The 11,934-nt window shown below is 68.6% G+C and carries 10 protein-coding genes; 6 read left to right on the top strand and 4 right to left on the bottom strand.

Translation table 11 applies throughout. The annotated features are described in order from the left end of the window. Positions 1-76: 76 nt before the first annotated feature. Positions 77-382 carry a hypothetical protein gene (locus ACW18B_RS06530; protein WP_492050538.1) on the top strand — a complete coding sequence of 102 codons (306 nt, stop codon included), beginning with the start codon at positions 77-79 and terminating at the stop codon, positions 380-382. A 241-nt stretch (positions 383-623) separates the two neighbouring features. Then, complete coding sequence (locus tag ACW18B_RS06525) at positions 624-926, top strand: hypothetical protein (RefSeq protein ID WP_492050537.1); 303 nt, start codon at positions 624-626, stop codon at positions 924-926. Positions 927-1,253: 327 nt separating this feature from the next. On the opposite strand, the gene rpmB is transcribed toward ACW18B_RS06525, so the two are convergent. After that, on the bottom strand, positions 1,254-1,559 hold the full coding sequence (gene rpmB / locus ACW18B_RS06520; RefSeq protein WP_492050535.1) for a 50S ribosomal protein L28: 306 nt from the start codon (positions 1,557-1,559) through the stop codon (positions 1,254-1,256). Positions 1,560-1,787: 228 nt separating this feature from the next. Here rpmB and ACW18B_RS06515 point away from each other — a divergent pair, with 228 nt between their 5' ends. Next, entirely contained in the window at positions 1,788-2,219 is a 432-nt protein-coding gene (locus ACW18B_RS06515; protein WP_492050534.1) for a DUF3617 domain-containing protein, read from the top strand. A 161-nt stretch (positions 2,220-2,380) separates the two neighbouring features. Here the strand turns inward: ACW18B_RS06515 and ACW18B_RS06510 are convergent, their stop codons facing one another. Then, positions 2,381-2,956 (bottom strand): methylated-DNA--[protein]-cysteine S-methyltransferase, encoded by a 576-nt coding sequence (locus ACW18B_RS06510; RefSeq protein WP_492050533.1) that lies wholly within the window; start codon positions 2,954-2,956, stop codon positions 2,381-2,383. 76 nt (positions 2,957-3,032) lie between these two features. Between ACW18B_RS06510 and ACW18B_RS06505 the strand changes: the two genes are divergently transcribed. Continuing rightward, positions 3,033-4,676, top strand: a complete 1,644-nt coding sequence (locus ACW18B_RS06505; RefSeq protein ID WP_492050532.1) for an amidohydrolase — start codon at positions 3,033-3,035, stop codon at positions 4,674-4,676. Positions 4,677-4,726: 50 nt separating this feature from the next. On the opposite strand, the gene ACW18B_RS06500 is transcribed toward ACW18B_RS06505, so the two are convergent. Together ACW18B_RS06500 and ACW18B_RS06495 are read right to left on the bottom strand one after the other, a co-directional pair. Beyond that, positions 4,727-5,248 (bottom strand): hypothetical protein, encoded by a 522-nt coding sequence (locus tag ACW18B_RS06500; protein ID WP_492050531.1) that lies wholly within the window; start codon positions 5,246-5,248, stop codon positions 4,727-4,729. Between the two features lie 697 nt (positions 5,249-5,945). After that, a complete protein-coding gene (locus tag ACW18B_RS06495; RefSeq protein WP_492050530.1) occupies positions 5,946-8,633 on the bottom strand; it encodes a porin family protein in 2,688 nt (895 codons plus the stop codon). 179 nt (positions 8,634-8,812) lie between these two features. Between ACW18B_RS06495 and ACW18B_RS06490 the strand changes: the two genes are divergently transcribed. Then, positions 8,813-11,371, top strand: coding sequence for a helicase-related protein (locus tag ACW18B_RS06490; protein ID WP_492050529.1), 2,559 nt, complete (start codon positions 8,813-8,815; stop codon positions 11,369-11,371). Continuing rightward, positions 11,368-11,652, top strand: a complete 285-nt coding sequence (locus ACW18B_RS06485; RefSeq protein ID WP_492050528.1) for an RNA-binding S4 domain-containing protein — start codon at positions 11,368-11,370, stop codon at positions 11,650-11,652. The genes ACW18B_RS06490 and ACW18B_RS06485 overlap by 4 nt, the downstream gene beginning before the upstream one ends. The last annotated feature ends 282 nt before the right edge of the window (positions 11,653-11,934 follow it).

Genomic DNA, 11,934 nt, shown 5'->3' with positions numbered 1-11,934 from the left:
GAGGCGAGACCCAGAGGCCGTCAGAGGAACGCGTCGGGAGGAGGTTGAACCCAACCCCCTTTCCGGGACTAAAACCATGATCCGTCTTCTCGTTCTGGCCATCTCCGCCATGATGGCTCTCTCCGCCGGCGCCGCCAGCGCCACCGAAATGACCGTCAAGGTCGCCGGCAAGTCCACGCCCCAGGTCCACGCCGACCTGGTGGACGCCGCCAAGACCGTGTGCGACGCCGATTTTGGCCGCACCAACTACGCCGCCGAACTGATGCCCTTCTGCGTGCGTGAAGTGACCCGCACCGCCATCAGCAAGGTCAACAGCCCAGAGCTGACCGCCTACGACAAGGCCTATAGCCGCTCGACCTATCTGGTGAAAATCAACCGCTGATCCGCCTTTCAGCGACCTGTTGCCAGCGTTTGACGCAGCCCGCGAAGCCCCCGCTTCGCGGGCTGTTTCGTTTTGATGCAAACTGCAAAATTCTTTGGGTGCGGCGCAACATAATCGTTGATCAGTCAAAAAGGCGGCGCTATGTCTCAGGTCGACGGCCAAACAGGCTAGATCCAGACGGACCGTCAGAGGAACGCGTCGGGAGGAGGTTGAACCCAACCCCCTTTCCGGAACTAACATCATGATCCGCACCATCGCCCTGGCCGTTTCGGCCATCGCCCTGACCGCCATCGCCGCGCCCGCCTCGGCTTCCGAACTCCGCGTCAAGGTTGCCGGCAAGACCGCCGAACAAGTCCATGCCGACATCGTCAAAGCCGCCAGCACCGTTTGCTGGCAGGACGTCCGTGGCGAAGCCATGGCCGGCTACATGTACCCCTCCTGCGTCCGCGCCTCGGTCAGCGACGCCGTCGCCAAGATCAAGAGCCCGGCCCTGAACGCCTATAACGCCGCCAACCCGGCCTCGGCCTCGGTTTCGGCCCGCTAAGCCGACCCAAGCTTTCAGTAAGCGTACCAAGCCCGGCGCGGTCCCCGCGCCGGGCTTTGCTTTGTCCGGGGCGGAGAGCCTGTCGTGGGCGAGAAGGCCAACGGTCGCGGGATCAGGGCCACAGAGCCCCGGGGAGCCCTCCCAGGCCGCCCGCGAAGGCCGATCCGCCCTCCAGGCCCGCCCGCCCTCTCGAGGCCGTCCCGGCGATCGCACGCGCCGCCGCCCGACCAGCGGCAAGTCGCCGGGCTCCAGACGCGGAAAGGCCCGCGAGGATCGCCTCGCGGGCCTTTCGACAGGTCGATCAGATCGAAGCTAGGTCGTCGCGCCTTAGGCGGCGACGGCCACAGCGGCGGCCTTGGCCTTCGCCTTGACCTGCGCCTTGATCTTCAGAGCGCGCGGCGAGAGGTTCTCGTCCTTGGCGCCCAGCAGGAACACGTCCAGGCCGCCCTTGTAGTCCAGGGTGCGCAGGGCGGCGTTGCTGATGCGCAGACGGAAGGTCTGGCCCAGCGAGTCCGACGCCAGGGTTGCGGGCGACAGGGCCGGCAGGAAGCGGCGCTTGGTCTTGATGTTCGAGTGGCTCACATTGTGGCCGACCATCGGACCGATACCGGTGAGTTCGCAGCGGCGCGACATGACGTTACCTTGGCTGGGCGAAGCAAGCGCTCCGCATACATGAATTTCGGCGCGTCAGGGACAAGCCGCTGCGCGAGAGCGGGCGATATAGGCGAAGGGCGCCTGCCGAGTCAAGACGCCAGGCCGCTTGCCGACCACACGCCGTGGATGAAGGGCGCCCCAAGACCGCCTTCAACGACGGTTCATCGACGCTCCTATATAGAGAGGCCCATGAAGGAGCCTGCATCCATGCGTCTGACCGCCATCGCCCTGGCCGCCGCCGGCCTCGCCTGCGCCGCCGGCGCGGCCCTGGCCGCCCAACCGGCCTCGACCACCATCCTGCCCGGTCAATGGGCCTACAGCTACCGCGTAGGCCCCATCCCGGCCGGGGATGAGTCGCGCTGCCTCAAGCCCAGCGATGTCGAGCAGTTCGCCAAGGGCATCTGCACCCGCAAATATACCTGCGACTACGACACCCGGGTGGTGAAGGACGGCGCGATCCGGCTGCAGGGGACCTGGACCGACAAGAAGGGCCGCGTGGCCCCGGTGACCGCCAAGGGCTCCTACACGCCCGAGAGCTTCACCCTGAACGTCAAGATGAAGACCATCAACGGCATACCGCTGGCCGCCACCATGAACGCCAAGCGGATCAGCGCCGCCTGTTCCACTGACGCAGGGTAAGCTTCACAAGCCATTTGTGGTTAATGCGAATTGAGCTACAATGGGTAGTAGGGAACAAACACTGAATTGGCCGATGTCGCTGATTCGGTCATGATTCGTTTCGCGCCTGTTCGCCGGTTCGGCGAACGGCGTTAACCCCGCCTCCCCATCCCAGCTCGCCCTCAAGCCCCCTTGGGCGGGGCCACCGAGAATTCCAGATCAAACAGGGTCGGCGCCGTGCTGGTCCTGGCCCGCTCCAGGGTCAGCAGCTGGGCCTTGGTGGAGATTCCGCCGTCAGCCGAAAAGCCGCCCATCCGGCCAGACGCGGCCAGCACCCGATGGCAAGGCACCACGATCGGCCAGGGATTCTCGCCCAGGGCCTTGCCCACCGCCCGCGCCGCGCCCGGCTCGCCCATGGCCCGCGCCACCTCGCCATAGGTCGAGGTCTCGCCCGGACCTATGGCGCGGGCGATCTCATAGACCCGGCGGTTGAAGTCGGGGGTCTCGACCAGATCCAGCGCGATATCGGTCAGGTCGTCGCGACCGCCGGCCAGAACCTCCCGCACCCGCGCGATGAGCCGCTCGATCTCTGGCGGCGGCAAACCCTCGACCGCGTCGGGAAAGCGCTTGCGCAGCCGGGCCCAGGCCGCGCCCGGCGCCGCCTCGGGCAATTGCAGGCCGATCAGGCCGGCCGCGCCCCAGGCGACGCCACAGCGGCCGATCACCGTGTCAAAAAGTACGAAAGCCCGTCCCTGCATGGCGCATTTATACCATTGCGGTTGCGGCTTTCGAGCGGCGCCCTACGATTTCCGCTTCTTGCTGTCGGAGATCGCCGTGCGCCCCATCCTCCTCGCCGCCCCCGTGGCCGCCCTGCTGGCCAGCGCCAGTCTTTCAACCGCGACCGCCGGCGACCTGCTGATCCATGGCGGCCCCATCCACACCGGCGTCGACGCGACGCCGGACGCCCAGGCGATCCTGATCCGCGACAAGACCCTCCTCTATGTCGGCGATCTGGCCACGGCCCGGTCCAGGGCGGCCAAGGACGCCCGCGACATCGACCTAAAGGGCGCGGCCGCCTTTCCAGGCTTTGTCGACGCCCACGCCCACCTGACCGGCATCGGCCTGCGCGAGCTGACCCTGAACCTCGACCAGACCGGCTCGGTCGACGCTCTGGTCAAGGCGGTGGCCGCCTATGCCGCCGCCCATCCGGACGGGCCGATCTATGGACGCGGCTGGATCGAGACCCACTGGCCCGAAAAGCGCTTCCCCAACCGCGCCGACCTCGACCGCGCCGCGCCCGGCCGCGTGATCGTGCTGGAGCGGTCCGACGGTCACGCCGTGGTCGCCAGCAGCGCCGCCCTGGCGAAGGCCGGCGTCACCCGCGACACCGCCGCCCCGGCCGGCGGTCAGATCCTCAAGGGCCCCGACGGCGTGCCCGACGGCATGCTGATCGACCACGCCCAGTCCCTGGTGGCCGGCGTCATCCCGCCGCCCTCGGACGCCCTGAAAAGCCAGGCGCTGGAAAAGGCCGGGACGCTCTACGCCTCGCGCGGCTGGACGGGCCTGGGCAATATGAGTGTCGACGCCGACGACCTGACCCTGCTGACCGGTCTGGCCTCCAGCGGAAAATTCCAGATCCGCGTCGACAACTATATGGACCCCGGCGGCGCGGCCCAGGTGCTGGCCAAGGGCCCGTTCGAGGACGCCACCGGCCTGATCCGCACGCGCGGGATCAAGCTCTATATGGACGGCGCCCTGGGCTCGCGCGGCGCGGCCTTGCTGGAGCCCTACAGCGACGCCGAGGGCCTGGGCCTGCAACTGACCCCGCGCGACAAGGGGCTTGAACTGATGAAGGCGGCCAAGGCCGTCCATGCCCAGGTAGCCATGCACGCCATCGGCGACCGCGGCAACCGCATGACCCTGGACTGGTTCGAGCAAAGCCTGGGGGGCGACACCGCCGCCCGCTGGCGCATCGAGCACGCCCAGATCGTTTCCGACGCCGACCTGCCGCGCTTTTCCAAGATGGGGGTCATCGCCTCGATGCAGCCCAGCCACGCCATCGGCGACCTCTATTTCGCCCCCGCCCGCCTGGGCAAGGATCGCCTGCACGAGGGCTATCGCTGGAACGACATGCTGAAAAGCGGCGCGGTCGTCGCCGCCGGTTCGGACGCTCCTGTCGAGGTCGGCGACCCGCGCATCGAGTTCTACGCCGCCGTCTATCGCCACAGCCTGGACGGCTTCGCCAACGAAGACTGGCATCTGGAAGAGGCCGTCAGCCGCGCCCAGGCCCTGAAGATGCTGACCTGGGCCCCGGCCTATGCCGCCTTCGCCGAAGGCGAGCGCGGCACGCTGGAGGCCGGCAAGAAGGCCGACGTCACGGTGTTTTCCAAGGACCTGATGACGGTGGCGCCGGCGGAGATCCTAACCGCCCAGCCGGTGCTGACGGTGGTGGATGGGGTGGTGGTGTTTGAGAAGTGAGGGGGCGGGAGGAGCTCGGTTACGGCACAACTAAGGGATCTGAGCGCAATTTAGGGTGTACCCGCCGGGGGTGCAGGCGCATCGGCAAGACGCGTGATTAGGCCGGCGCATTCACGAAGCGTCCCGCAAGCAAGCAGGGGAGTGCCAAAGCTGTTCGCCCCATGCGCCCAGTAGTTGCGGAGATGCGACAGCCACGGTGGACGGCCGTCAATGTCGCCAATCGAGGCGGGGAAGATACCGTCCGCCACAGCGCGCCGGATCAGCGGCGCGAGGGTTGTTCGCTTCTGCGGCTGATAATGCAGGCGAAGCGCCGCCTCCAGCGTCGCAAGCGCGTATTGCTCCCCGAGGACAGAAAGCTCGTATGTAAACCAAGCGTATAGCACTGCGCTCCGAGCACGGTTGAACATCGCGCGGATTTCTTCATCGACTCTCTGCGGAAGCTCTACGGCCGCAACGAGATCATAGTGCTCGCGGACGTTCATACGCTCGAACTCCCGACCTGGAAGAAGTGAGCCCTGAAAGTTGTTGCGGAAATCCGTCTCTAATAGTGCCTCGAACGTTTTGAAGGTCATGGGCCCTCCTGGCCGATGCGTTGTCGAGTCGAACGCCGTCAATCCTTTAAGGCGGCGAACTGGAGGCAAACCCGCCTTTCAAGCGGCGCGCCTGCGCAGAGCCCGCCTTACATCTCTTGGAGGCTGCAGCGTGCCGGTCTGGGCAGGTTGGTCAAGGACCGGTCTTCGACCGGCCGCTCCGCGGCGGCGCGAAGCGCCGTCCTTGAGCAACCTGTCCAGACCGGCGATCGTCTCGCCGTGAGATGTAAGGATGACTCCCTTCGGCGCTAAGACGGGCTATCGCCTATGGATCTGGCGCTAAAAGACCCAGCCTTCCTGGGCCTTGTGCCCAGGATCCATGGCGCCGCCGATGCGGGTTTGGGTCAGTGTTCCGGGACGTTCAGCTGTGAATAGCGCTCACATCGAAGCCTGCCGCAAACATGGGTCCTGGGCACAAGGCCCAGGAAGGCAAGAGTCTCAGAGGCCCGGCCGCTCCGGCAGGGGGCCGGTTCGCGCGCTTCGATACGCGCGGGACGGGGCAAAGCCGCCAAGCGGCTCAACATGTCTTCAATCGCGCCGCGGACGGGATCGACGGGCAGCCCCTCGCCGCTGCCGAAAGCTCGACGGGTCATGATCGTCCTCGCCACCTCAACGCACGCCAGTCTAGCAAATTGGCTTCGGCTCGCCAAACCCGCCAAGCCCAACCGCTCCCCACCCCTCAGAACAGGATCTTGCGGACGCTGACCCGCAGCACCCGGCCCTGCGGATCCAGATAGTCGGGCTGGTAGTTCACCGGCAGCAGGCCGTCGGCGCGGGTGACCTTCTGACGGGCGTCGAACAGGTTGGTGACGCCCAGGCCGACGCGCATGCCCTTCATCCAGGGCTGTTTCTGCACCCACGCGCGTCGCTGCCCCAGATTGGCGAACAGCATCAGATTGACCTTGGCCAGGTCGTGATAGGCCAGATCGCTGCCGGTCGCGCCGCCGGACACCTGGGTGCCCGACTGCCATTTGGCGTTGATGAAACCGCCCAGGCCCTGGCGTGAGGCGCCGACCTGAAGGGTCGTCTCGTGCCGGGGATCGCCGCCGCTTCCCGAAATCGAGTCGCCGTTCAGCAGATCCAGGGTCGGCAAACCATCGCGGATCACCACATCGTTTTGCAGGCGCCAGGTGTTGGTCAGCGAAACATTCAGCATGCCCTGGCCAGGCTTCATGCCGGCGGACGGGCCGCGCCCTCCGCCCGGACCGCCCCGGCCGCCAAACCCGCCAGGCGGCGGACCGCCGCCAGACCCTCCAGGGGGCGGACCGCCGCTGAAGCCGCCCGGCGGCGGACCGCCCTCGGGCGGGGGGCCGTCCGGGAGACCGTCCGGCGGGCCTTCGCCCGGTCGACCACGTCGCACCGGGAAGGCCATGGGCTTGCCGAAGGCGCGCGAGAAGGTGAAACCCCACGAAACCTCCTGCTTGACCTGCCGGGCGATATTGAGCGGCGAGGCGTCGATCGCGGTCAGGACGCCGCTGGCGTCGCGGGTGAAGCGCTCGGGCAGGGCGGCTTCCAGGGCCGCCGTAACGGTGGGCAGGCTGCTGACGCCATTGAGGGTTTCGGTGCGGGTCCAGTTGAGGTTCAGCCGCAAGGCTTGCGCCTTGAACGGCGTCCAGTTGCCGCCCAGATGCAGGATCCGGCTGTCGGGGGCCTTCAGATCGGGATTGCCGCCGGTCGTGCTGGTGACGGCGACGGTCTGGCCGCTGACATAGTCGAACACCGAGGCGTTGGGCGTCACCACCGTCGGGTCGTTAAGCTGGGACAGGCTGGGGGCGGAGAGCTTGTTGGTGTAGTCGGCCGAGAGGCTCAGCTTCTCCAGGGGCGACCAGTTCAGCCCCGCCCCCAGGGTATGCAGCCCGCCGAAGTCGGAGAGCTGGTCATAGGCCAGGTTGAGATTGGCCGAGAGCGAGCCAAAGCCGTCGCCGCGCGCCAGCAGGGGCGCGTCGAGACTGGCCTGAACGCTGCCCTGATCCCGCGCCAGGTTGCTGGCCTGGTGGACATCTCCATTGTCGCTGACGCTGTCGAGGCTGGTGTGGCTGCCGCCCAGCTTGAAGGTCGATCTCAGGGCGCCGGCCGGCAGTTGGGCCAGCGCGCCGCTGACGACAGCCTCGCCGTTCAGGCTTTCGGACACCGACCGGGCCACCGCCGGATCCAGGATCGAGACCCCGTCATCAATGTCGCCGAACGGATTGACCAAGCCCGCCGACACATCCGCCTGCAGGGTGGTGGAGTCGACGCCGCGACCGGTGCGGGTCTTGGTCTCGACCCGTTGATAGGCCCCGCTCGCGGTCCAGGACCAGTCGCCCTTGAAGCCGTCGGCCAGGGCCGCCAGATCCGCCGTGGTGGTGTCGGTCCGCCGGCGCAGCGCCCCGGGCAGATCGACATAGCGATAGAGCGTAACATCCTGGCTGAACGGCGAGGCGGCGCTGCTCCCCGGCACGGTCAGCTCGACCGTGGGAAGACCCAGGCTGCGAGTCTGGGTTTCGCGCTCGAGACTGCCGCTCAGGGTCAGGCCCGTGCTGGCCGAGATGTCTCTTTTCATCACCGCCGACAGCACCGCGTCCCGCTTGCGCGGCAGCAGGGTGCGGTTGGCGCTGAGATCGCCGGTGCGGGGCTCGCCGACCCCCGCCGCGAAATCGGCCAGGCTGGCGCCGCCCGACGCTGCGGACGTGGGCACGGCCGCCACGGTGGTCGTCTCGCCGGTCAGGGCCGACAGGGCCGGATCGATCTCGCCGCCGACGACGCCGGTGACATTGCCGATACGATCATAGGGCGTGCCGGTCTGGGAGCGATCGATGTCGCGGTCGGTCTCCCACAGGGGGGACTGGCCCGAAAGGTCCAGATTCAGCGACCAGCGCGCGCCGTCGCGGATGCGCAGGGCGTTGGCCCGCGAGCTGGCGACGATCTGGCCGCCCGCCTGCGGCGCCTGCAGCTCGGCCAGTTCCGACACCGAGCGAAAACGCTCGCGCAGGATCATGTTCACCACCCTCTGATCGGCCGAATAGCCATAGGACAGCGCCGTCTGCTCGGGCAGAATCTCGAACCGCTCGATCGCCTCGGTCGGCAGGCCGCGAAATTCACGCGGGCCCGAGATGCGTCGCCCATTGATCAGGAACACCGGCGAGCCGCCGCGGGCGCTGCTGGTCTGGGCTTCCAGCAGCTGGACCAGCTCGTCGATGGTGGACGCGCCGAACGCCTGGATCTGCGCGGCGTCGTAGGCCACGATCGGTTGCTGACCGCCCCGGGCCTCGCCACGCGGGGCGGCCGAGACCGTGATGCTGTCGACGGTGTTGGGCCCGACGGCCTCCGGCGATGACGCGGGCTGCGTCTGCGCCGCGACGGCGGCCAACAGGAGCAGCGATGACATGGGCATTCAGGACCTCGAACTCAGCTTCAAGGTTTTGGCTAAGCACCCAAACGCACGCCAGCATTACACTACCGATACAAATGAAATTTTCCCCGGAGTGTCACTTATCGGCAAGTCTGGGGGTCGAGCGCCCCGCGCTTACGCTTGCCTCGCCCCGATTCCCGCACCACCTTGAGGCCATGAGCGACCGTTCGACAGGCCTTGCGCCCTCCAAGCTCACCGCGGTGCTGGGGCCGACCAACACCGGCAAGACCCATCTGGCCGTCGAGCGGATGCTGGGCCATGGCTCGGGCATGATCGGCCTGCCGCTGCGGCTGCTGGCCCGCGAGATCTATGACCGGATCGTCAAGCTGCGCGGCAAGGCGTCCGTCGCCCTGATCACCGGCGAGGAGAAGATCACCCCGCCGCGCGCCGTCTATTTCGTCTGCACCGTCGAGGCCATGCCCCTGGCCCGCGAGGTCGAGTTCCTGGCCATCGACGAGATCCAGCTGTGCGCCGATCCCGAGCGCGGCCACATCTTCACCCACCGCCTGCTGCACGCCCGGGGCAAGTTCGAGACCATGCTGCTGGGGGCCGGCACGATGGCCCCGCTGATCCGCCGCCTGCTGCCCGAGGCCGAGATCGTGTCGCGCGAGCGGTTCTCCAACCTGTCCTATGCCGGCTCCAAGAAGCTGACCCGCCTGCCCCGGCGCAGCGCGGTGGTGGCCTTCTCGACCGACGCCGTCTACGGCATCGCCGAATTGATCCGTCGGCAGAGAGGCGGCGCGGCCGTGGTCATGGGCAGCTTGAGCCCCCGCACCCGCAACGCCCAGGTGGCGCTCTATCAGAGCGGCGAGGTCGACTTCCTGGTGGCCACCGACGCCATCGGCATGGGCCTGAACATGGATGTCGACCATGTGGCCTTCGCCGGCCTGCGCAAGTTCGACGGCGTGCGCACCCGCTGGCTGCACCCGCAGGAGGTGGGCCAGATCGCCGGCCGCGCCGGGCGCTATACCCGCGACGGCACCTTCGGGGTCACCGGCGACTGCGACGAGATGGACGAGGATCTGGTCGACAGCGTGGAGGGCCACCAGTTCGAGCCGATCATCGCCGCCGAATGGCGCAATACGCGGCTGGACTTCGGCTCGCTGCCGCTGCTGCTCAAGTCGCTGGGCCAGGGCCCCGGCCGCGCCGGCCTGACCCTGTCCAACGAGGTGCTGGACGAGCGCACCCTGCGCAAGCTGTCACAGCAGGACGACGTGATCGCCCGCTGCAAGGCCGACCGCTCGGCCCTGCTAAGGCTGTGGGACGTATGCCAGACGCCCGACTTCCGCAAGACCACCGACGATGACCATCAGCGGATGGTCAAGACGCTGTTCGACGACCTGACCACCGGCAAGAAGCGCCTGCCGGAAGACTGGATCAGCAGCCAGTTCAAGGCCCTGGACCGCGTCGACGGCGAGATCGACAGCCTGGCCGGGCGGCTGTCGGGCGTGCGCACCCTGGCCTATATCGCCAACCGCCAGGACTGGCTGGCCAATCCGGCGCACTGGCAGGGCCTGACCCGGCAGCTGGAAGACCGCATCAGCGACACCCTGCACGAAAAGCTGATGGCCCGGTTCATCGACCGGCGCACCAGCGTGCTGATGCGCCAGCTGGGCGAGCGCGAGACGATGCTGGCCGGGGTGGGCCAGGACGGCGCGGTGACGGTCGAGGGCCATGTGGTCGGTCACCTGGCCGGCGTCACCTTCACCCCCGAAAAGGGGGCCAGCGCGCTGGAGGAAAAGGCCCTGCGCAACGCCGCCGTCCGCGCTGTCGGCCCCGAGATCGCCCGCCGCCTGGGGGCCCTCAGCGCCGAGCCGGACGACGCCTTCGCGCTCAGCCCCGACAGCGCCATCCTGTGGCGCGGCGAGATCGCCGGCGTCGTGCGAGCCGGCTCAGAGCTGCTATCGCCTCGGGCCCGGCTGCTGGGCGATCTGGGTCCCGGCGCGGTGCGCGAACGGGCCGAGCGGCGGCTGGACGCCTTCCTGGTCGCCGAAGTCGACCGTCATCTGGCCCCGCTGCGCAAGCTGGAACGCGCCCTGGCCGGGTCCGAGCTGCGGGGCCTGCCGCGCGGCCTGGCCCACCGGCTGCTGGAAGCCGGCGGCCTGCTGGACAAGCGTCCGGTCGACCCCGAACTGAAAGCCCTCAGCCAGGCCGAGCGCCGGACCCTCAAGGCGCTGGGTGTCCGCATCGGCGCCTTCAGCCTGTATCTGCCGGCCATGTTGCGCGCCGAGGCCCTGGCCTGCGTGCGGGCCCTGACGCCGGGCGGCTGGCGCGGCGACCTGGCGAAACTGGCCGCCCTGCCCTCCCCCGCCCCCTCGGCGCGAGACCTGGCCGCCAGCGGCCTGCGTGTGGTCGGGGCCTTCACCGTCCCGGTCGAGATGCTGGAGCGGCTGGACGACCTGCTGCGCGCCGAGCAGCGTCCCGGCGGCGTGGTCCTGACCGACTCGGCGCTGGAGAGCCTGGGCTGGACCGCCCCCCAGGCCTCGGCCGTGCTGCGGGCGCTCGACTACACCCCGGCCCTGCGCCCCAAGGCCGGCGACCCGATCGTCTGGAAGCGGCGCGGCGCCGCCAGGCTTGAGCCCAAGCCGGTGGTCGCCCGCCCCGACTCGCCCTTCGCCGCCCTGGCCAAGCTCACCGAGCCGCCGCCGCGCCGCAAGCGCCCCCGCCGGCGGAAGGCCGCGCCGAAAGCCGCCGTCCAGGGGAGCGGTTCTTGAACGAGGCGGCCGACGAGGCCTGTCGCGCCGATGTGTGGCTGTGGCGCGCGCGGTTCTTCAAGACCCGCTCCATGGCCTGCCGCTTCGTCGAGGAAGGCCGCATCCGGCTGACCCGGGCCGGCGTCGAGAGCCGCGTCGACAAGCCGTCGCGAACCCTGAAGGCCGGCGACGGGCTGGTGTTCGCCCTGGGCGGCCGGATCATCGCCGTGCGGGTGCTGGCGTCCGGAGACCGCCGCGGGTCGGCCAGCGAGGCGCGGGCGCTGTATGAGGTGGTGACGTGAGGGCGGCTGGGCGGTCGTGACAGCCAGGCGGCGCGGTCCCGCGTGGGACGACGGCGGCCGCCTGGCGTCAGCATGTCGAGTTCCCGACGTTTTTGACTGTGGACGTTTCCCCTTACGTCATGGAACCGCATCGAGGATAAGAAAGGATGAACAGCGTTCGGCCGCACCCGCGCCGGGCGGTGTTTCGCGACCCTCTCTGACGGCGCGGACAGAATTCCTGCGTCCCGCGAACAGCAAGCCGCATTGACAAGCGGGCCCGCGCCTTCGAAAACCGCCGCCCGA

Source organism: Caulobacter sp. FV2ps19 (genome assembly GCF_058681035.1).
This window is presented reverse-complemented; position numbering and strand designations above follow the sequence as displayed.